15 protein-coding genes and 2 pseudogenes are annotated in these 20239 nt (G+C 70.4%); 9 read left to right on the top strand and 8 right to left on the bottom strand.

Annotated features, from left to right (window positions below):
• Position 1: 1 nt before the first annotated feature.
• The 3 genes from H7I87_RS23285 to H7I87_RS23275 form a co-directional block, all read right to left on the bottom strand.
• Entirely contained in the window at positions 2-1336 is a 1335-nt protein-coding gene (locus H7I87_RS23285; protein WP_023862210.1) for a hypothetical protein, read from the bottom strand.
• 80 nt (positions 1337-1416) lie between these two features.
• Complete coding sequence (locus tag H7I87_RS23280) at positions 1417-2646, bottom strand: cytochrome P450 (protein WP_011726132.1); 1230 nt, start codon at positions 2644-2646, stop codon at positions 1417-1419.
• Positions 2647-2842: 196 nt separating this feature from the next.
• Complete coding sequence (locus H7I87_RS23275) at positions 2843-3733, bottom strand: NYN domain-containing protein (RefSeq protein WP_009979192.1); 891 nt, start codon at positions 3731-3733, stop codon at positions 2843-2845.
• 38 nt (positions 3734-3771) lie between these two features.
• Here H7I87_RS23275 and H7I87_RS23270 point away from each other — a divergent pair, with 38 nt between their 5' ends.
• Positions 3772-4641 (top strand): alpha/beta fold hydrolase, encoded by an 870-nt coding sequence (locus H7I87_RS23270; protein WP_009979190.1) that lies wholly within the window; start codon positions 3772-3774, stop codon positions 4639-4641.
• A 39-nt stretch (positions 4642-4680) separates the two neighbouring features.
• On the opposite strand, the gene H7I87_RS23265 is transcribed toward H7I87_RS23270, so the two are convergent.
• Positions 4681-6864 (bottom strand): FUSC family protein, encoded by a 2184-nt coding sequence (locus H7I87_RS23265; protein WP_011726130.1) that lies wholly within the window; start codon positions 6862-6864, stop codon positions 4681-4683.
• Between the two features lie 100 nt (positions 6865-6964).
• On the opposite strand from H7I87_RS23265, the gene galT reads away from it, so the two are divergent.
• From galT to H7I87_RS23245, 4 genes are all read left to right on the top strand, one after another.
• A complete protein-coding gene (gene galT / locus H7I87_RS23260) occupies positions 6965-8074 on the top strand; it encodes a galactose-1-phosphate uridylyltransferase (RefSeq protein ID WP_009979189.1) in 1110 nt (369 codons plus the stop codon).
• Positions 8071-9162: a galactokinase gene (locus H7I87_RS23255; protein WP_009979187.1), complete on the top strand. Its 1092-nt coding sequence runs from the start codon at positions 8071-8073 to the stop codon at positions 9160-9162. Before galT ends, H7I87_RS23255 begins: the two co-directional genes overlap by 4 nt.
• On the top strand, positions 9159-9914 hold the full coding sequence (locus H7I87_RS23250) for a Mut7-C RNAse domain-containing protein (RefSeq protein WP_011726129.1): 756 nt from the start codon (positions 9159-9161) through the stop codon (positions 9912-9914). Before H7I87_RS23255 ends, H7I87_RS23250 begins: the two co-directional genes overlap by 4 nt.
• A gap of 177 nt (positions 9915-10091) precedes the next feature.
• Positions 10092-10793, top strand: coding sequence for a PAS and ANTAR domain-containing protein (locus tag H7I87_RS23245; RefSeq protein WP_003873608.1), 702 nt, complete (start codon positions 10092-10094; stop codon positions 10791-10793).
• Positions 10794-10805: 12 nt separating this feature from the next.
• Here H7I87_RS23245 and lpqN read toward each other — a convergent pair whose 3' ends face one another.
• Positions 10806-11483, bottom strand: a complete 678-nt coding sequence (gene lpqN / locus H7I87_RS23240) for an envelope biogenesis lipoprotein LpqN (RefSeq protein ID WP_019733785.1) — start codon at positions 11481-11483, stop codon at positions 10806-10808.
• Between the two features lie 211 nt (positions 11484-11694).
• Between lpqN and H7I87_RS23235 the strand changes: the two genes are divergently transcribed.
• Positions 11695-14331, top strand: a complete 2637-nt coding sequence (locus H7I87_RS23235; protein WP_023862211.1) for a GH92 family glycosyl hydrolase — start codon at positions 11695-11697, stop codon at positions 14329-14331.
• A 3-nt stretch (positions 14332-14334) separates the two neighbouring features.
• Here H7I87_RS23235 and H7I87_RS23230 read toward each other — a convergent pair whose 3' ends face one another.
• A complete protein-coding gene (locus tag H7I87_RS23230; RefSeq protein WP_011726125.1) occupies positions 14335-16710 on the bottom strand; it encodes a lysylphosphatidylglycerol synthetase family protein in 2376 nt (791 codons plus the stop codon).
• A 169-nt stretch (positions 16711-16879) separates the two neighbouring features.
• Here H7I87_RS23230 and H7I87_RS23225 point away from each other — a divergent pair, with 169 nt between their 5' ends.
• Both H7I87_RS23225 and H7I87_RS23220 read left to right on the top strand, forming a co-directional pair.
• Positions 16880-17842, top strand: coding sequence for a class I SAM-dependent methyltransferase (locus H7I87_RS23225; protein WP_009979181.1), 963 nt, complete (start codon positions 16880-16882; stop codon positions 17840-17842).
• A complete protein-coding gene (locus H7I87_RS23220; RefSeq protein WP_003873603.1) occupies positions 17839-18786 on the top strand; it encodes a class I SAM-dependent methyltransferase in 948 nt (315 codons plus the stop codon). Before H7I87_RS23225 ends, H7I87_RS23220 begins: the two co-directional genes overlap by 4 nt.
• Before the next feature lie 31 nt (positions 18787-18817).
• Here the strand turns inward: H7I87_RS23220 and H7I87_RS23215 are convergent.
• Together H7I87_RS23215 and H7I87_RS23210 are read right to left on the bottom strand one after the other, a co-directional pair.
• Positions 18818-19075, bottom strand: a pseudogene (locus tag H7I87_RS23215) (FAD-dependent oxidoreductase); the annotation flags it as partial.
• Positions 19076-19168: 93 nt separating this feature from the next.
• Positions 19169-19423, bottom strand: a pseudogene (locus H7I87_RS23210) (type II toxin-antitoxin system ParD family antitoxin).
• Positions 19424-19545: 122 nt separating this feature from the next.
• Here H7I87_RS23210 and H7I87_RS23205 point away from each other — a divergent pair.
• Positions 19546-20232 carry a FadR/GntR family transcriptional regulator gene (locus H7I87_RS23205; protein WP_327334966.1) on the top strand — a complete coding sequence of 229 codons (687 nt, stop codon included), beginning with the start codon at positions 19546-19548 and terminating at the stop codon, positions 20230-20232.
• Positions 20233-20239: the final 7 nt, after the last annotated feature.

The raw sequence follows: 20239 nt of genomic DNA, 5'->3' as shown, positions 1-20239 counted from the left end.
GTCAGAACCACGGCCCGGGGTAGTGGCCGTCGCGGTCTTGCACCATGACGATCTCCTTGCACTCCCCGTTGGCGCCCGGTGCGGTCTCGCCGCGGCACACCAGTGTCCATCCGGAGATCCGCTGGAACGGGCGCAGGGCCCAGTTGGATGCGACGGGATCTCCCGCGGGCAGGTCGATGACGGAGAACGTTCCGCCGCTGCCGGTGAGGTAGAGGTGGTCTTCGAAGAACGCCACCTTGGCAAGCGACAGCTTCCGGGCGTCGTCGCGGTTCTTCAGAAAGTCCCACTGCTGGCCGCGCAGGTTCCACACCCCGAACCCGAATTGGGAATTGTCGCGGTTGTGGCCGTCGACGAACAGTTTCCCGTCCGAGAGCGCCGCGGTCAGCCCGCCTCCCGAAATCCGGTCGGAGTCACCGATTTTGATGACCGACTTGGCGTCGAGGTCATAGAACATCGTCGACACCTCGGCGGGGTTGGCCGGATCCCGACGGGTGAGCTGTACCAATTTGCTTGAGCCGTCGGTCAATTCGGCGTCGACGGACACGACGTCGTTGTCCTGGTAGATCTCTTCCCCGCCGGGCCGGCGCAGCCGGACGCCCGGAGTCTGGGCGGGATCGCTGCTGCGGGTGAACGCCAGCACGTCCGGCCAGACTCGGGCGGGCTCTGGATCGCTCCACAGCGTCGACAGGTCCTGACCCGACAGCACCACGGTCCGCGGTGGCGCCGCGGCGGCGTGGCCGTCGGTGACGGCGTTCAGCCACGCCACGCCCGAGGCGGTCGAGGCCAGGGACCAGTCCTTCGGCGCGGCCAGCCGCTGATCGGGGGCCGGTGCCTGCAGGTCCTTGGTGACCAGCGGCTGGCCGCTCGTCAGGTCGAAAACGTAGCCGGTGGTTTTGGCGGCGGTGGTCACGACGTACACCACCCGCAGCTGCTCTGCCGTGCCCGTCAGCGCGCAGATCGCGCCGGTCACCGTCTCGCCGGCCGGAACGGACGGGACACCGGGCGCCAGGTACTGTCCGGTCTTCGGGTCGAACACCTTCGGCCGGATGTCCTGCAGCGCGGACTTGCTAAACGAAAACCGTTGCGGGCAACCGAAATACGCGGTACCGCCGTAGCTTTTCCAGTCCTTTTCCAGCGGGCCCGTCATCGGGGGTGCGGCGGCCGAATCGGGCCCGGCTTTGGACGTGGACTTCGACGTCGAGGTGGTCGCGGTGAGCGGCGGCGCGGGCACGGTGTCCGAACACGACGCCAGGGCCAGGCACCCCAGCGCCGCCAGCGCGGCGCCTCGGCTCGCGGCCGGTCGGCGTCGCGCCGTGGGCCACCGGGCTGCGCGCATGAAAATCCCCCAGTGAGTTCGTAACCACAGGAGCGTACGGCCGCCCCGGCCCGTTGCGCGACTCGTGCGCCCCGCGGCGACTATCGGTCGAACTCGATGGGCAGGCTCGTCGGCCCGCTCAGGCTCACCATCGGCTTCCAGGGCGCCGGCCCGGCCAGCCGCGGGTTGCGCAGCCGGTTGGCCAGCACGTTGAGCGCCTCGGCGATCTCCCGCCGGGCCAGGTTGGCGCCCAAACAGTAATGCACGCCGCCGCCGAAGGTCAGGATGGGCGGTGCCGCCTCGCGGGTGATGTCGACCCGGTCGGGGTCGTCGTAGACCGCCGGATCACGGTTGGCCGCAAAGGTATTCACCAGCACGGCGGTGCCGGCGGGGAACAGGTGGCCGTCGAGCTCGGCGTCCTCGACGACCAGGCGCAGCGTCCCGCACGCGATCGGCGAATGCCGCATGGTTTCCTCGACGGCGCGCATCGCCAGCTCCGGGCGCTGCCGCAGCAGCTCCCACTGGTGGGGGTGCTCGCAGAGCACCTGCACCGAGGCGGCCACCTGGTTGCGGGTGGTGTCCGTGCCCGCCAGCAGCAGGCCGCCCGCCAGCATGCGCAACTCGGCGGCGTCGAGGCGGTCGCCCTCGTCCCCGGCGCGGATCAGGTCGGAGAGCAGGTCGTCGGTCAGGCTGTGCCGGCGCCGCGCCACCATCTCGTCGACGTAGTCGTCGAGCTCGCGCCACGCGCGCATCACGACCGGCTCGACCTCGCGCAGGTCGACGGTGAAGCTGAACGCCTTGAACACGTCGTCGGCCCACGACGAGAACCGCCGCCAGTCCTCGCGCGGCGCGCCGAGCAGCGCGCAGATGATCGGCACGGGGTAGGGGCGGGCGATGTCGGTGACGACGTCGCAGCGACCCGCCGCGGCCACCCGGTCGACCAACTCGTTCATCACCGCGGCCATGGTGTCGTGCAGGCGGGCGACCGTGCGCGGGGTGAACGCCTTGGAGCACAGGCTGCGCAGTCGATGGTGCGCGTCGCCCTCCAGGCACAGCAGGCTGTTGGCGACCTTGTCCCACAGCGGGCCCGAGTCGATGCCCTGGGCCAGCAAATTGATGCCCGGCGGAATCTGGAACCGCGGATCCCGCAGCACGGACCGGACCAGGTGATAGGAGAGCACCTCCGGGCCGTGCGGCCCGATCGCCACGGCGGCCCGCCGCTGCGCCTCGCGCAGCCGCGGATAGACCTGCGCCGGTGTCTCGTCGGAGTGATAGTGCAGCGTCGGCAGGTCGGAGTCGAAAACGCTTGGCGGAGCGGCACCGACGGTCATCGCGGTCTCCTCATCGACCCCGCAGCACGCTGCGGACGACTTTCAGTCAATGTATGGCCAGGTCGGGGGAGTGTCAACGACCGGCGGCGCCGCAGGCACGAAACGCCATACACCAAACGAAAAATGCATGGCCGGGATTGGGCCGGGATGGGCTGGGACGGGCCGGAGTCGGGACGGGGCGATCGGGGCGGCGAATTCACTCGTGCGGGCGCAGCCGCACCATCCGCGTCGTCGACGTCTCGTCCAGCTCGACGACGTCGGAGCGCGACCGCAGGAAATCGCTGAACGAGCGGAAACCCAAAGACTTTTCGCTGAACGACGGATCCATCCGCTTCATCTGGGCCTTGACGGCCGAGTTGTGCAGCCAGTCGACGTCGTCCTTCTCCAAACCGATCTGCAGCGCGCGGGTCAGCAGCGCGGTGGCCGCGGCCTGCGGGTCGGGCTCCTCGGGTTGGGCTGCCTTGCCGCGCCGGGTGCGCGGTTTGGCGGGCACCGTTTCGGCCGGCGCGGGGGTGCGGTCCAGCGCCGTTACCCCGGGCAGCGCGTCGTAGATGACGAACTCGTCGCACGCCGCCGCCAGCGCCCGGCTCGACGCGCCGGCCACCCCGATGCCGACCACGTACCGGCCCAGCCGCTTGCAGCGCTGGGCCAACGGAATGTAGTCGGAGTCACCGGCGACGATCACCACATGCGTCAGGTCGGGCAGCCGGAACATGTCCTCCACCGCGTCGACGGCCAACCGGATGTCGGCGCCGTTCTTGCCGTAGGCGGCGGCCGGGAACAGCTGCACCAGGTCGACCGCGCGGGCCACCAACTGCCCGCGATACCCGGCGTTGATCTCGGCCGACCAGTCGGCATAGGCGCGGGTGAGCACCAGTGTGCCGAACGACGACGCGAAATCCAGGATCGCGCCGACGTCGACCGTCGCCTGCTCGAGCCGCTCGGTGAACTGCTCGAGCCCCTTGGCCTTGTCCCGCTGGAACGAGTTCCGGCCGTGAATCTGGTCGTAGCGGGAGATCACGATGTTGTCGAAGTCGAGGTAGACGGCCACGCGGGGGGCAACCGGTTCGGACATGCCTTCGATCATTGCCGAGATAGACGGCGTCGGGTGGGTATCCGAGCCACATGAGCGAGCTGAAGTTTCTCGAACTGCACGGCGACCGCGTCGCCTTCCGCGACCAGGGGGAGGGCGAGGTGCTGCTGCTCATCCACGGCATGGCCGGCAGCTCGGAGACCTGGCGGTCGGTGATACCGCCGCTGGCCAAGAAGTTCCGAGTCATCGCCCCCGACCTGCTCGGGCACGGCGAGTCGGCGAAACCGCGCACCGACTACTCGCTGGGTGCCTTCGCGGTCTGGCTTCGTGACTTCCTCGACGAACTCGGCGTCAGCCGGGCCACCGTGGTCGGCCATTCGCTCGGCGGCGGGGTGGCCATGCAGTTCGTGTACCAGCACCCCGATTACGCCCAGCGGTTGATCCTGATCAGCAGCGGCGGCCTGGGCCCGGACGTCGGATGGGTGCTGCGGCTGCTCTCCGCACCCGGCGCGGAGCTGGTGTTGCCGGTCATCGCGCCGACGCCCGTGCTGTCCGTCGGCAACAAGCTGCGGTCCTGGCTGCGCGGCGCCGGCATCCAGTCGCCGCGCGGGGCGGAGTTGTGGAACGCCTACTCGTCGTTGTCGGACGGCGAAACCCGCCAATCGTTCCTGAAGACGCTGCGATCGGTGGTCGATTACCGCGGGCAGGCGGTCAGCGCGCTCAACCGGCTGCGGTTGCGCGAGGAGCTACCGGTCATGGCGATCTGGGGGGAGCGCGACGGCATCATTCCCGTCGACCACGCCTACGCCGCGCACGAGGCGCGCACCGACGCCCGGCTCGAGGTGCTGCCCGACGTCGGGCACTTCGCGCAGGTCGAGGCGCCCATGCGGGTGGTGGAGCTGATCGAGGACTTCATCGCCACCGGTGAGCGCCGCGATGCGACGAGCCCGCAGCCCGGCTAACCCGCCGGTGCCGCCGGTAGCAAACGTGGCCGCGTCCGGTCAGCGCGGCGCGGCGGTGGCCGTCCTGACGTCTTCGCGGCCACCGAGATTGGTGGCCGTGCTGATGACGGCCCGCTCGATCTGGCGCAGGGCGTGCACGGCGGTCAGGAATCGCCGGACGTCGGGCCGTGTCTCGCCGTCACCGTCGCTGTCGTGCTGGCGGGCCGCGGTTTCCGCGGCGTCGAGTTCGTCGGCCGCCGACACCAACGTCGGCGGGTGGCCACTGTCGATCGCCTCCAGTAACGCGTCGAGGTTGCGCCGCGTCTGGGCCGCGGCCGCCGAAAAGGCTTGCGCCAGTTGGGGGCCGGGCCCGGGCGAGCCGCGGTACTGCTCGCTGCTGCGCGCCAGCGCCCGGCCGTACCGGTCGCAGGCGGTGAAGATCCGCAGCGCGCGGCGGATGCCGCGGCGGCCCGCGAGCCCGGCGACACCGGCCAGCAGCGGCTTGGCGGTCACCCGGAACTGCTGCAGGTCGCGGTCCAGCTGACGTGCCTGCTCGGACGGGCTGGCCGCGCCGCCGGACATGGCCGCCGCGCAGGCCTCGATCAGCGCGGACAGGCTGGTCAGAAAGGCCCGGGTGTCGGCGCGGATCGCGGTCCGGGTGTTGGTCGGCAGCACCACGACGGCCACCGTCGCACCGATTACCGCGCCGAGCGCGGTCTCTTCGATGCGAAGCATCAGCACCCCGAACGAGAACTGGCCGAGCAGCCCGTACAGCAGCGCCAGCATGGTGGTGATCCAGAAGGTCATCAGGCTGTAGGTCACCGTCATGAAATAGAAGGCACAGAACAGGCACACGAAGATGCCGGCCAGCGCGGCCGCCTCGTGTCCGGTCAGCAGTGTGGCCACCAGCACGCCGGCGGGCACGCCGAGCATCGTGCCGAGCAGCCGCTGCCAGCCCTTGGTCAGGGTTTCGCCCCACGAGTTGGTGCCGGCGAAGATGACGAACGCGGCGATCACGGCCCAATACCAGCGGGCCGGCGACACCAGCTCGCCGGTGATGATGGCCAGCGACGCCGCCACCGACACCTGGATGGCCTGACGGGTGGTGGGCCGCAGACCCGCCGGTTGTTCTTCTTCTTGCTCGGCGGGCTCCTCGGCCGCGACGCCGGCGGCCGCCGGCGGGCGCTCGCTGCCGGCGACGTCGGGCACCGCGGCGCCGGCAGCCCCGTCGACGATGGCCCGCACGTCGGCGGTCGCCGTCGCGGCGTTGATGATCGCCAGGGCCAGCCGGCGCACCTCGGTGCCGGCGGGCCGGTCGTCGGTGGCCGCGTCCAGCAGCCGGCGCGCTCGGCTGGCGGCGTCGCGCAGGCCACCCGGTTCGGGCAACCGGATCGCGCGGCCCAATTGGGTTAGCGCCGAGACCAATTCGGCGCGCACGGCCTCGGGTAACTCGGCGCCCAGGGCCGCGGCCCGCCGCCCGGCCGTCGCCACCCACTCGATGGCCAGCTCGGCGTCCAACAGCCAGGGGGCCAGCTGTTCGGCGGTGACTCCGGGCCACAGCGTGCCCGGGTCGGCCCTGTCCTCGATCTGGCTCTGCACCATCAGGGCGGTCTCGTTGAGCCGGACGGTGCGGGCCCGCATGCGCCGGCGCCGCCGCTCGTCCAGCCGGCCGGTGCGCACCGCCTCGGCGGTGGTGTCGATCACGATCGCCATGCGGGCCCGCAGCGCCCGGATGGTGGCCCGCAGCACCCGCTCCGGCCGGTCGGGCAGCACATGGCTGGTCATCACATACGTGCACACCGTGCCCACCGCGACCGCCCCGATCATCCAGGGCAGCTCCGAGACCCGGGCACGCAGATACAGCGTGAAGAAGTAGGACATGAACGCGACCATGCCCAGCGCGCGGCCCCGCGCGCCGAAGCGGCGAATGTAGGCCGCCGCGAACACGATCAGCACGAACACCACGTCGCCGGCCACCGGGTGCGGCGCCAGCACCGCAGCGGCCGTGATGGCCACCGCGGCCGGAACCGGCAACAGCGCCATGGTGATCCGCTGCTGGCGCGGATCGGGCTCGTTGACCGAGCGCGACGCGACCATGGTGATCACCACACCCAGCAACGCGACGGTCAACGGCTGTCCCGTCGCCCTGGTCAGCAGCCACAGCGCCAGCAGTGACAGCCCGAGCGCGGCCGTGGTCCGAGTCGCCATGCGCAGCCGCAGCAAGCCGGGATCGGAGCCGATCACCCAGTTGCGGGCGCGTTCGTAGAGATCCGTTATTCCGATGACCGCCTCTCTTGCGCGTACCCCCCATGGTTACCCGAACCGCGCGGCGGCGACCAAGCTAGTGTTCGACATCATGGGGCCGACGCGGGCGAAGCTGGCTGACGGTCGCGACCTGCTGTTCTTCTCGCTGCCCGGGCACCGCGCTTCGCCGGTCGAAGACCGCCGCCCCCTGCCGCCCCGAACCGCCGAAACCGTTGCGCCGGGCGGACAGTCGCAGCTGCGGTTCGACCGGTCCACCGGGCAGTGGGTGATCATCGCCGCGCTGCGCCAGGACCGCACCTACAAGCCGCCGCCCGACGCGTGCCCGCTCTGCCCCGGGCCGACCGGGCTGACCAGCGAGGTGCCCGCCGCCGACTACGACGTCGTGGTGTTCGAGAACCGCTTTCCCAGCCTGTCCGGTGCGGCACCGGGGCTGCCGGCCGCCGGCGCCGACGGGTTCGTGTCCGCGCCCGCGCACGGCCGCTGCGAGGTGGTCTGCTTCTCGGCCGACCACACGGGGTCGTTCGCGGGGCTGCCACCCGCGCACGCCCGGCTGGTGGTGCAGGCCTGGCGGCATCGCACCGCCGAGCTGATGGCCACCCCGGGCATTGAGCAGGTGTTCTGCTTCGAGAACCGCGGGGAGGAGATCGGGGTGACCCTGACCCATCCGCACGGCCAGATCTACGGCTACCCCTACCTGACCCCGCGCACAGCCGCCATGCTGGGCCAGGCGGACGACCATCGAAAACGCCACGGCGGCAACCTCTTCGGTGACCTGCTGGCCCGCGAGGTCGCCGACGGCAGCCGAATCATCGCCCGCGACGACCTGTTCACCGCGTTCGTGCCGTTCGCGGCGCGGTGGCCGGTGGAGGTGCACATCTACCCGAACAGGTTCGTGCCCAACCTGACCGCACTGCGCGACGACGAGGTGGACGGGTTCGTGGCCGTCTATCTGGACGTGCTGCGCCGCTTCGACCGGATGTATGACGCACCGCTGCCCTACATTTCGGCGCTGCACCAATACACCGGCACCGGTGCTCAGGCCCACGGCTACTTCCACGTCGAACTGATGTCCATCCGGCGCAGCGCGACCAAGCTCAAATTCCTCGCCGCCTCCGAATCGGCGATGGACGCCTTCATCAGCGACGTCACCCCGGAAAGCGTGGCCCAGCGGCTGCGGGAGCTGCGATGACCGTCCGCTACGCCGCGCCCGGCCGGATCAACCTGATCGGCGAACACACCGACTACAACCTGGGTTTCGCGCTGCCGATCGCCCTGCCCCAGCGCACCGTGGCCAGCTTCACGCCCGCCGACGACGATGCCATCACGGTGGTCAGCGACCGCGCGGACGCGCCGGTGCGGATCCCGATCGACACCGGCCCCGGCGACGTCACCGGCTGGGCGGCCTATCCGGCCGGGGTGATGTGGGCGCTGCGCACCGCCGGCCACCCGGTGCCCGGCGGGGCGATGTCGATCACCAGCGACGTGCCGATGGGTTCGGGCCTGTCGTCCTCGGCGGCGCTGGAATGCGCCGTGCTGGGCGCGATCTCGTCGGCCGCCGGGATTCGCATCGACGCCACCGAACAGGCCCGGCTGGCCCAGCGCGCCGAAAACGAATACGTCGGCGCCCCAACGGGTTTGCTCGACCAGCTGGCCGCGCTGTACGGCCGCCCTGCCGCCGCGGTGCTGATCGACTTCGCCGACCTGGCCGTCACCCCGGTGGCCTTCGACCCTGACGCCGCCGGGGTCGCCCTGTTGCTGATCGACTCCCGGGAGCGCCACACCCACGCCGGCGGCGACTACGCGGCCCGGCGGCTGTCCTGCGAGCGGGCGGCCGCCGACCTGTCCGCGTCCTCGCTGCGGGCGGCCGCCGACCGCGGCTGCACCGACCTGGCCGCGGTCCGCGACCCCGTCGACGCCCGCCGCGCCCGCCACGTGCTCACCGAGAACGGGCGGGTCATCGATTGCGTTGCGGCGCTGAACAATTCGGACTATACCGAGGCGGGGCGGATCTTCACCGCCTCGCATGCGTCCATGCGCGACGACTTCGGCATCACCACCGAACGCATCGACTTGATCGCCGACACCGCGCTGCGCGCCGGCGCGCTGGGGGCACGGATGACCGGCGGCGGGTTCGGCGGCTGCGTGATCGCCCTGGCGCCGGTGCAGCGCGCCGAGGCGATCGGGCAGGCGGTGCGGCGGGCCGCGACGCAGGCCGGCTTCGCCCAACCCGTCGTCACCCGTACCCGCGCCGCCGCGGGCGCGGGCCCGTGCCGGTGAGCGAGCCGGCCGGCTACGTGGAGGTTCGGGCCTACGCCGAACTCAACGACTTTCTGCCCGCCGAGTCGCGCGGCGCCGCGGTGCGCCGCCCGTTCCGGGCGCACCAGACCGTCAAGGATGTGTTGGAGGCGATGGGAATTCCGCACACCGAGGTCGACCTCATCGTGGTGAACGGCTCCGTCCACGGGTTCGACCACCGCCCCCGGGCCGGCGACCGCATCGCCGCCTACCCGATGTTCGAGGCGCTCGACATCGGGCCCACCGCCCGGCTGCGGCCGGTGCCGTTGCGCGATCCCCGGTTCGTCATCGACGTCAACCTGGGCCGGCTGGCCTGGCTGTTGCGGCTGTTCGGGTTCGACGTGTGGTGGTCGAACGACGCCGACGACCAGACCCTGGCCGCGATCAGCGCCGAGCAGCACCGCATCCTGCTGACCCGCGACCGCGGCCTGCTGAAGCGCCGCGCGGTCACCCACGGACTGTTCGTGCGCCCCGACGACCCCGAGGAGCAGGCGCTGGGCGTAATCCGCCGGCTCGACCTGACCGGGCGGCTGGCGCCGCTGTCGCGCTGCGTGCGCTGCAACGGGACCCTGACCGCGGTCGCCAAGGACGAGGTGAGCGACCAGCTGCCGCCGCTGACCCGGCGGTACTACGACGACTTCAGCCGCTGCACCCGATGCGGCCGCATCTACTGGCCAGGGTCACACCACGCGAAGCTGCTCGCCCTGGTGGAAAGACTGCGACGGCAGCTGTAGCGTGAAACTTAATCGCCCGGCAATTTCACCGTTTTGGCGGTGACCGCTGGTCAGAAAATGTAACCTGACCGCCATGGGGGCAGTTGACTCCTGCACGCGCCGTGCCAGTTCTCCGGGGCCGCCAGTGGCGATCCGCGCCGGATCGCTACCGCTGTGCGCCGCCGCTCTCGACCCGAAATGTCCGCCGTGGCTTGGAATCTAGACGGGCAGGCCGCGGCGCTGGAGCGGGGCCTGGCCGGCGCCACCCCGCAGCGGGTGGGCTGGTTCCGCTTCTACTTCGAGGGCGAACGCTGGGTGTGGTCCGACCAGGTGCAGCGGATGCACGGCTACCAACCCGGCACCGTCACCCCCACCACCGAACTGGTGCTGTCGCATAAGCATCCGGCCGATCGCCCGCAGGTGATCGACGGCATCAACGACATGATCCGGCGCCGGCAGGCGTTCAGCACCCGGCACCGCATCGTGGACACCGCCGGCATCATCCACCACGTCGTCGTGGTGGGCGACCAGCTCTTCGACGACAGCGGCGAGCTCGTCGGCACCCACGGCTTCTACATCGAGGTCACCCCGGCCGCCACCCGCAACCGCGAGGACTCGATCAGCGCCAAGGTCTCCGAGATCGCCGGGCGGCGCGGCGTCATCGACCGCACCAAGGGAATGCTGATGCTGGTCTACGGCATCGACGAGGACGCGGCGTTCAACATGCTCAAATCGCTGTCCCAGCACGGCAACATCAAGCTGTCGGTCCTGGCGCAACGCATCGCCGAAGACTTCACCGCGCTGGGCAAGGAGGTCATCACCGCGCGCTCGCGGTTCGACCAGCGACTGCGCACCGCCCACCTGCGCCCGCCCGGCGCCGGCGAGGCCGGCTCCGGCTGAACGCCGCCGCCGTCAGCCCGTGATGGTGGTCTGCTCGTCGATGATGTGGGTGGCGTCCATCAACGGGCCCTGGTCGCTCTCCAGCCCGTCGGCGTTGAGCTGCAGCACGTAGACCGCGCCCTGGCTGGGGATCACCACCGTCTTCTGCGCGATGACGCGGGTCTTGCCGCCGCGCTGGTAGGTGCCGCCCAACTGCCAGGCCTGGTAACCGCCCAGCGTGGACGCCGAGCCGTCACCGCTGCCGGAGTACCCGGGCAGGTTCTGCACCTCGCCCGGGGCGTACTGGATGATCTTCGCCGGGTCGACGTCGCCGGTCAGCTTGGAGAACAGCGCCGACACGGTGGGCGGGTCGGACGGGTCGGCGGGCTGGCTCTGCACGATGCCGCCGTAGGAGGTGCCGGAGTTCTGGTTGAGCTGCCAGCCGGCGGGCACCGGCAGGTCGACGTTCGGGCCGGGATCGCCGTGGTGGACCGGGGTCTCGGAGATGTGGTTGTCCTTCACGTAGTCGGCGATGGTGTATTTGGCTTGCGCCGCCGGTGCGGTGCTGGATTTCGAGGACGTCGCCGTCGACGTGGAGGTCGAGGTCGACGTCGACGACGACGTTTTGTTACCGGATTTGTGATCGTGGCCGCAGCCCACCAGCGCTAAACTCAGCGCTACGGAAATCGTTGCTAGAGTCAAGTGTTTCATTAATCCAATCTCCCGACAATTGGGGTCGGTACCTGCGGCCGACCGGGCTGCCGCAACAGTAGCGGAAATGCTTTGAAAGTTTGCCGGTATCTTTTGGACTTTTTGCTGGCGCCCGGCCGCGCGGGCTGGCCGGCGATCGTTATTCCAATTAGTGGCCGAAAACGCCACGGCAATACACCGCCAACCACCGGCGATCCAGTATTAGACAGGTATGCGGTCGCGAACGGCCCCGATTGCGCTGGTCGCGACCCTGGCCGTGGTGATGACGGTGATCGCGCCGGCGCCGCCCCGGGGCTACGACGGACCGCCGCTGTTCGTGGCCAATCCCGTCGACCACGTCGTGACGCTCATCGGCACCGGCACCGGCGGCGAGACGGTGGGGGAGATCAACAACTTCCCCGGCGCCACCGTGCCGTTCGGGATGGTGCAGTACTCGCCGGACACCGCCGGCAATTACGCCGGCTACAACTACGACAACCCGCGGGCGACCGGGTTCAGCATGACGCACGCCTCGGTGGGATGCGCTGCGTTCGGCGACATCTCAATGCTGCCGGTCACCGGCGGGCTCGGCGTGCAGCCCTGGAACGCCACCGAACGCATCGCCCACGACGACACCGAGCGCGGGGTGCCCGGCTATTACACGGTGCGACTCCCCGGCGCCGGGGTGACCGCCGAACTCACCGCCACCGCGCACACCGGCGTCGGACGGTTCAGCTACCCGGGCGACGGACGGCCCGCCCTGCTGCAGGTGCGTTCCGGCTCGTCGCTGGCCGGCAACTCCCGCGCCACCATCCAGCTCGGCGAGGACAACACCACCATCACCGGCTGGGCCACCAGCGGCGGCTTCTGCGACAAGCCCAACGCCTACACCGTGTACTTCGCGATGAAGTTCAGCCGGCCGTTCATCTCGTACGGGTCCTGGGACGGCAGCACCGTCTACCCCGGGGCCCGCAGCGCGAACGCGCCGTACAGCGGCGGGTATGTCGAGTTCCCGGCCGGCTCGGTGCTCGAGGTGCGCACCGCGATCTCCTACGTCGGCATCGAGGGGGCCCGAGCCAACCTGGCGGCCGAGGGCAACGCCGGCTTCGACGACGTCCGCGCCGCCGCGGCCCGGCAATGGAACGCCGCGCTGTCCCGGGTGACGGTGGCCGGCCGCAACAGCGACGACCTGACCACCTTCTACACCGCCCTGTACCGAACCCTGTTGCACCCCAACATGTTCAACGACGCCGACGGGCGCTACGTCGGGTTCGACGGCGGCATCCACCGGGTGGCCGACGGTCACGTCCAGTACGCCAACTTCTCCGACTGGGACACCTACCGCTGCCTGGCGGCGTTGCAGGCGTTGCTGTTCCCGGACCGGGCCGCCGACATGGCCCAATCGCTGGTCACCGACGCCCAGCAGAGCGGCGCGCTGCCGCGCTGGGCGTTCGCCAACGCCGCCACCGGCGAGATGAGCGGCGACAGCGTGGTCCCGCTCATCGTGAACCTGAACATGTTCGGCGCCAACGACTTCGACACCGCCGCGGCGCTGCGTTACATGGTGGACGGGGCGACCAAGGGCGGGGTGGGCCTGGCCGGTTACGTGGAACGGCGCGGCATCGCCACCTACCTGCGGCTGGGCTACGCGCCGTTCACCCTGGAATTCGGCCGCAACGGCTGGATCGCGGACGCGTCGATCACCCTCGAATGGTCGATCGACGACTTCGCCATCTCCCGGTTCGCCGACTCGCTCGGCGACGCCGCCACCGCCGCCGAATTCGCGAACCGGGCGCAGTACTGGCAGAACCTGTTCAATCCCAGCACCCGTTCGGTGGTGCCGCGCAGCTGGAGCGGATTCTTCCGCCCCGGGCCCGCGGTCGTGGTGTCCCCGGACAACTTCGGCCAGGTCGGGTACGACGAGGGCAACGCCGAGCAGTACGTGTGGTCGGTGCCGCACAACATCGCGGGCCTGGTGACCGCGCTGGGCGGGCGCGCCGCGGTGGCCGACCGGCTCGACCGGTTCACCAAGAAACTCAACGTCGGTCCCAACCAGCCGTACCTGTGGGCCGGCAACGAGCCCAGTTTCGGTGTGCCGTGGCTGTACAACTACATCGGCCAACCGTGGAAGACCCAACACACCGTCGACCGGGTGCGCGGGCTGTTCGGTCCGACCGCCGACGGTGAACCGGGCAACGACGACCTGGGCGCGCTGGCCGGCTGGTACGTGTGGGCGGCGCTGGGACTGTACCCGGCCACCCCGGGAACCCCCATCCTGACGGTGGCCGCGCCGCTGTTCGACCGCATCGAAATCGCGCTGCCCGCAGGCAAATCCATCCGGATCGCCGCCCCCGGCGCGTCCGGGCCGCACCACCCGGCCTACATCAGCGGCCTGAAGGTCGACGGCCGGCCCACCGGGCACACCTGGCTGCCCGAGTCGATCATCCGCACCGGCGGCACGCTGGCGTTCTCGCTCGCGGCCTACCCCGACAAGCATTGGGGCACGGCCGAATCTGATGCGCCGCCGTCGTTCGGGGCGGGGAGTTCGGCGGTGGCGGTCAACGTGCCGCAACCCGTCGTCAGCATCGCGCCCGGGCACCGCGGCAGCGTGACCCTGGACGCGCAACGCATGATCGACGGCGCCGGTGGATACACCGTCTCCGGCGCCGCCTCCGACGCCGGCGTCGCCGTGACGCCCACGTCCGGCCAATTCGACGCCGACGGGGCGGCGTCGGTGTCCGTCCCGATCACCGTGGCACCGACGGTGCCCCAGGACTACTACCTGGTGTCCTTGACCACCACCGTCGGCCAAAGCACCCGCACCACAACGGTTCTGGTGGACACCCAGGCCGAACCGGAGAGTCGTTGACCCTCAGACCATCTCGTGCTTGGTCAGCCAGCGCATCACCGGCCAGCCGACGAACACCGGCAGCCAGCAGGTCAGCATCCGATACAGCAGCACGGCCGGCACCCCGATGGCCGCCGGCACCCCGAACGCGGCCAGCCCACCGATCAGCGCCGCTTCGACCGCCCCGACACCGCCGGGCGTCGGCGCCGCCGAGGCCAGCGTCCCGCCGACCATCGTCACCACGGTGACGGCGACGAACGTGGTGTCGCCGCCGAAGGCCTGAATGCTGGCCCACAACGCCAGCGCCGCACCGAGAGTCGTTCCCGCGCAACCCAACAGGATCAGCGCCAGCCGCCGCGGTTCGCGGGCGAGCTTGGCCAGGTCGCTCACCACCTCGTCCAGCTTCGGGCGCACCTCGGTGGCCAGCCACCTGCGCAGTGTGGGCACGAACAGGAAGGTGCCGACGATGCCCAGCGCCACACCCGCGATCAGATACAGCATGGTTGCGCTGGGCACGAAATGCGACAGATTCATCGATGCGCCGGCCGCCGCGCTGAACAGCACCAGCAGCGCCAGATGCGCGATCACCTGCACCGACTGCTGCAGCGCGACCGCCGCAGTCGCCCGCATCGCCGACAGGCCGCTCTTTTGCAGGAAGCGGGTAGACAACGCCAGCCCGCCGACACCGGCCGGCGTGGTGGTCGCGGCAAAGGTGTTGGCCACCTGCGCGATTGACAGCATCCAGAAGTTCACCATGCCGTCGGTGCAGGCCCATAGCGCCGCAGCCGCGCCGACATAGGTCAGCGCCGACACCAGCAAGCCCAGCAGCGCCCACCACCAGTCCGCGGTGCGCAGCTGGGAGAAGAACGTCGGCGCCGTGCTGATGAACGGATACGCGACGTAGACCAACGCCCCGAACAGCACCAGCTGAATGATCTGGCTGCGGGTGAACCGGGTGATGGTCTGCGGTTTGATCTGGTCGGCCCCCGTTTGCCGCTTCACCTCGGCGCGGGCGCCCGAGATGACGGCCCCCGAGTCCGGCACCGTACGCCGAACCGATTTGGGCACAGCGACTTTGGTGAGCCGCCGGGACGCCGACAAAATGGTGTCCGCGCCGAAGACGTCGATGGCGGCGCCCACCGCGGACTTCGGGTCGTAGTGCGCCGACGTCGTCACCAACAGCTGCGCGATGTCGGATTGCAGCTGCGCCTCGGTGGCCCCGTACTCGGCGCTGCCGAAGCCGCCGAACAACACGGCCCCGTCGTCGACGGTGATGTGGTGGGCGCGCAGGTCCCCGTGGGCGATCTGGTGGTCGTTGAGCACCCGCAGCGCTTCCCAGAGCCGTTGCACCGGTGTGGTTTTCGCGCATCGGTCGATGGGCGTGCCGCGAGGAGGCTTGTGCGAGTACAGCATCCAGCCCCGGTCCAGGGTGGCGACGGCCACCGTCGCGGTGTTGGCCAGGCCGGCCTCGCCGATCGCGATGGCCATCAGCGCGCGGTGCTCCACCGCGCGGCGCATCGAGGTCAGCAGCGGCGCGGTCTCGGCGTCGCGCAGCTTGAGCTTGCCCCACAGCTGGCGCAGCGCCCCGCCGCTGCGTTGGTGCGGGCCGTACAACTCGATCAGGGCCGTGTGGTCGGCGTCCTGGCCGTCGGCGGACAGAATGAGCGGGCCGCGGCCGGCCGGCCGGACCACGGTGAGCCGGCAAACCTCGAAGCCGGCCTTGGCCAACGCCCGCACCGCGGCGTCCAGCGGAACCTCGAGCGCCGGCGTGCCCACGACGAGCACCACCAGCGCCCCGACCACCCAGCCGACCGCCAAACCGACCAGCGAGCGCGCCGGGACGATCGCGCTGACCACAAGGTGGATCGGCACGAACGCCAGCAGCAGCGCCCACCACCAGTGCCGCCAGCGCGCCGGCAGCCACGGTCCCGACACCGTCAGCACCGCCGCCAGCATCCCGATCCAGCGCGGGTCGTCGAGCAATTGCGCCGGCAGCGTGGTGAGCCGGTCGAGGACGTCGAAATGCCATCGCGGCGCGGCCAATCCGGTGCCGCTGATCGACAACAACACGATGGCGCTCAGCCCCGCGGCGGCGTAGGCGCCCAACAGCTTCCACTGCCCGGCCGCGATCAGACCGATCAGGATCATGAACGGCAAGGCCACGATCGCCAACCCGTACACCAGGTAGACGACATCGGATTGGGTGGGCGAGAGGACACCGACGATCTGGGAGACCGATTTCTCCAGCGCGATCCACTGCGGGCGGGTGATCACCGAACCCGTGATCACCACCGCCAGGAAGATCAGCGCCATCCCCAGCCGCAGGATGTCGTTGGTCCGCCGGGTCAGCGGCTGCAGCAAGCTGCCGGAGACGATGATGTCGCGCCCGTCAACTCGCATCTATCAACGATCCTCCGGATTCGCCCGGCATCGCCGATACCGCGCTCACGGCCGCTGATCGGCCCGCCGACAAGTTAACTCAATCCCCGCTTGGTTGACAGCTCCCACTCATGCAGCGCGCGTAGGGTCGTATAGGTAGCCGAGCTAGCGAAGTGGGGAGGAGGCGCACGTGCCCAGGACCGACGACGACAGCTGGGAGATCACCGAGAGCGTGGGGGCGACCGCGCTCGGGGTGGCCGCCGCCCGCGCCGCCGAGACCGAGAGCGAGAACCCGCTGATCAGCGACCCGTTCGCGCGGGTGTTCCTGGACGCCGCCGGCGACGGCATGTGGAACTGGTTCGCCGCGCCCAACCTGCCCGCCCAGATCGCCGAGGCCGAACCCGACCTCAAGCCGCGGATGCAGGGCATGGTCGACTACATGGCCGCGCGGACGGCGTTCTTCGACAACTTCTTCCTCGCGGCGACCCGCGCGGGCGTCCGTCAGGTGGTGATCCTGGCGGCGGGCCTGGACTCCCGGGCGTGGCGGCTGCCGTTCGAAGACGGCACGACGGTCTACGAACTGGACCAGCCGCGGGTGCTGGAGTTCAAGGCGACGACGCTCGCCGAGCACGGGGCCCGGCCGACCTGCCACCTGGTCAGCGTCCCGGTGGACCTGCGCCACGACTGGCCGGCCGCCTTGCGCCAGGCCGGATTCGATGCGCACGCGCCCAGCGCGTGGTCGGCCGAGGGCCTGTTGCCGTTCCTGCCGGCGGCCGCCCAGCAGCTGTTGTTCGAGCGGGTGCAGACCCTCGCCGCGCCGGGCAGCCGGATCGCGGTGGAGGCGCCCGGCCCCGACTTCCTCGACGAGGCCGCCCGCGAGCGGCAGCGCCAGACCATGCAGCGGGTGCGCGACCTGATGGCCGACCTGGAGCCCGACCGCGACATCCCCGACGTGCAAGACCTCTGGTACTTCGAGGAACGCGAGGACGTGGGCGACTGGCTGGGCCGGCACGGCTGGGACGTGACGGTCACCCCGGCGCCCGAACTGATGGCCCGCTACGACCGCAGACCACCGCACGACATCGAAGACGCCACACCGCAGACGCGGTTCGTGGCGGCGCAACGCACGGAAAGGACCCGACCCGACCGATGAGCACAGCCCGGAGCGACGACGACAGCTGGGAGATCACCGAAAGCGTGGGGGCGACCGCGCTGGGGGTGGCCTCGGCCCGCGCCGCGGAGACCCGCAGCGAAAACCCTTTGATCAAAGATCCGTTCGCACAGGTCTTCCTGGACGCCGCCGGCGACGGCGTGTGGAACTGGCACTCCGCGCCGCAGCTGCCGCCCGAGCTGATCGAGGCCGAACCGACCATACCGCTGCAGCAGCAGGCCATGGTCGGTTATATGGCTTCGCGCACAGCGTTTTTCGACTCGTTCTTCCTGGAGGCAACCGGTGCGGGCATCCGTCAGGCGGTGATCCTGGCGGCCGGGCTGGACGCGCGGTCCTGGCGGCTGCCCTGGCCGGCCGGGACCACGGTCTACGAGCTCGACCAGCCCCGGGTGCTCGAATTCAAGGAGTCCACCCTGGCCGAACACGGGGCGCAGCCCGCCTGCAACCGGGTCGCCGTGCCGGTGGATCTGCGCCACGACTGGCCGGAAGCGTTGCGGCAGGCCGGGTTTGACGCGTCGGCGCCCAGCGTGTGGTCGGCCGAGGGGCTGATGCCGTATCTGCCGGCTGCCGCCCAGGACTTGCTGTTCGACCGCATTCAGGGCCTCACCGTCGCCGGCAGCCGGGTCGCGGTGGAGGCGTTGGGGCCCAAGTTCCTCGACCCGCAGGCCCGCGCCAAGCGCCGGGAACGGATGGACCGGATCCAGGCCCTGATGGCACGGATCGATCCGGATCGGGCGGTGCCCAGAACCGACGAGCTGTGGTACTTCGAGGAACGCGAGGACGTCGGTGAGTGGTTCGGCCGGCACGGCTGGGACGTGCGCGTGACGCCGTCGGACGAGCTGATGGCCGGCTACGGGCGGCCGGCGCCGGCCGAGGTCCGCGACTTCGTGCCGGGGAACCTGTTCGTCGCCGCGCAGCGGCGGTAGACCAGAAGGCCTAGCCTTTCGGCAGGGTGAAAGCCGGCCGACGCAGCCACGAGCCGTCTCGCCAACGCAACGCGCCCGCCGTGATGCGGCCGCCGGCATCGCGGACAGCCTGGCCGACGCCGATGCGGTCCAACGCGGCCAGCGCGTTGGGCCAGATGCTGATCCCGGCGCCCGAGGACGTGTCGGTGCGCTCCTTGACGACGGTGACTGCGTATCCGCGCCGCTGCATCGCCACCGCCGTCGCCAGGCCCGCAATGCCGGCTCCGATCACCAGGATCCGTTGCGCCATGGTGTCGAACCTAACGCCGCACGATGCCGGCACAGAAAGCAGTCACCCGGTAGAAGAGGATGTTACCCGGCGGCGAGAGAAGGTATCGGCTGCTCAACGGCCGTCCGAAGCTTCGGTCCGCTTACGGTCGAGGAACGTGTCGAAGTCGAACGGCGTCGAGGTGCCGCTGCGTTCGCCGGCTTCGAGAGCTTCGCGCAGCGCCCCCGTAGCTGGGTTTCGCGATCCTCGAGCAGCCGTAGCGCGGAGCGCACGACGTCACTGGCCGACCGGTAGCGTCCCGAGGCGACCTCGCTCTCGAAAGGCGCTGTAGTGCTCGTCGAGGCTGAAAGACGTGTTTTTACCCCACAACGCTCACCATGCCAATAATTGGTATCGCGCGCTTGCCGGCGGGTTGGGTGAGTCGCGGAAAGATGCGCGACACGCCGGTGGTCTGACCACCTGACTGGCCGTCGGCCCGCCACACTGGCCGCATGGCGCTGCAGCCGGTGATTCGCCGATCGGTGCCCGAAGCGGTTTTCGACCAGATCGCCACCGACGTGCTCAGCGGTGAGCTGCCAGCGGGTTCGGCGTTGCCCAGCGAGCGCCGGCTGGCGGAGGTCTTCGGGGTGTCGCGCCCCGCCGTCCGCGAGGCGCTCAAGCGGCTGTCGGCGGCCAGCCTCGTCGAGGTGCGCCACGGCGGCGTCACGACGGTGCGCGACTTCCGGCGGCACGCCGGTCTTGACCTGTTGCCGCAGTTGGTGTTTCGCGACGGCGAACTCGACGCGGGGGTGTTCCGCAGCATTCTGGAGACGCGGCTGCGGATCGGTCCGAAGGTCGCGGAACTGGCCGCCGAACAGCACGGCCCGGAACTGGCTGCGCTGCTCGACGATTCGCTGCGCCGGCTGGAGGCCTCGCGCAGCGCGGTCGAGTGGCATCGCGGCACTCTCGAGTTCTGGGATCACATGGTCGACAGCTCCGGCTCGATCGTATTCCGGCTGATGTACAACCCTTTCCGCGCGGCCTACGAGCGAGCTCTGGGTGTGCTGGCCGCCGCGATTCCCGCGAGATCAACCGCACCGACGCGTATCGTGCACTGGCCCAGGCGATCTGCGCCGGCGATGCGGACGAGGCGGGCCGCGGCGCCCGCGAGGTCCTCGAACTCGCCAACGCCACCATGATCGGCGC

It is taken from the genome of Mycobacterium timonense (assembly GCF_025821985.1).
GTDB lineage: Bacteria > Actinomycetota > Actinomycetes > Mycobacteriales > Mycobacteriaceae > Mycobacterium > Mycobacterium avium.
Note: the sequence above shows the minus strand (reverse complement) of the source record. Positions and strands in the feature narration are given on the sequence as shown.

Bases quoted from the DNA above. Each gene is read 5' to 3' on its own strand.
- lpqN (WP_019733785.1), bottom strand. From the start codon at position 11,483: ATGAAACACTTGACTCTAGCAACGATTTCCGTAGCGCTGAGTTTAGCG.
- H7I87_RS23255 (WP_009979187.1), top strand. From the start codon at position 8,071: ATGACCGTCCGCTACGCCGCGCCCGGCCGGATCAACCTGATCGGCGAA.
- H7I87_RS23230 (WP_011726125.1), bottom strand. From the start codon at position 16,710: ATGCGAGTTGACGGGCGCGACATCATCGTCTCCGGCAGCTTGCTGCAG.
- H7I87_RS23205 (WP_327334966.1), top strand. From the start codon at position 19,546: ATGGCGCTGCAGCCGGTGATTCGCCGATCGGTGCCCGAAGCGGTTTTC.
- H7I87_RS23235 (WP_023862211.1), top strand. From the start codon at position 11,695: ATGCGGTCGCGAACGGCCCCGATTGCGCTGGTCGCGACCCTGGCCGTG.
- H7I87_RS23220 (WP_003873603.1), top strand. From the start codon at position 17,839: ATGAGCACAGCCCGGAGCGACGACGACAGCTGGGAGATCACCGAAAGC.
- H7I87_RS23245 (WP_003873608.1), top strand. From the start codon at position 10,092: ATGTCCGCCGTGGCTTGGAATCTAGACGGGCAGGCCGCGGCGCTGGAG.
- H7I87_RS23275 (WP_009979192.1), bottom strand. From the start codon at position 3,733: ATGATCGAAGGCATGTCCGAACCGGTTGCCCCCCGCGTGGCCGTCTAC.
- H7I87_RS23270 (WP_009979190.1), top strand. From the start codon at position 3,772: ATGAGCGAGCTGAAGTTTCTCGAACTGCACGGCGACCGCGTCGCCTTC.
- H7I87_RS23285 (WP_023862210.1), bottom strand. From the start codon at position 1,336: ATGCGCGCAGCCCGGTGGCCCACGGCGCGACGCCGACCGGCCGCGAGC.
- H7I87_RS23280 (WP_011726132.1), bottom strand. From the start codon at position 2,646: ATGACCGTCGGTGCCGCTCCGCCAAGCGTTTTCGACTCCGACCTGCCG.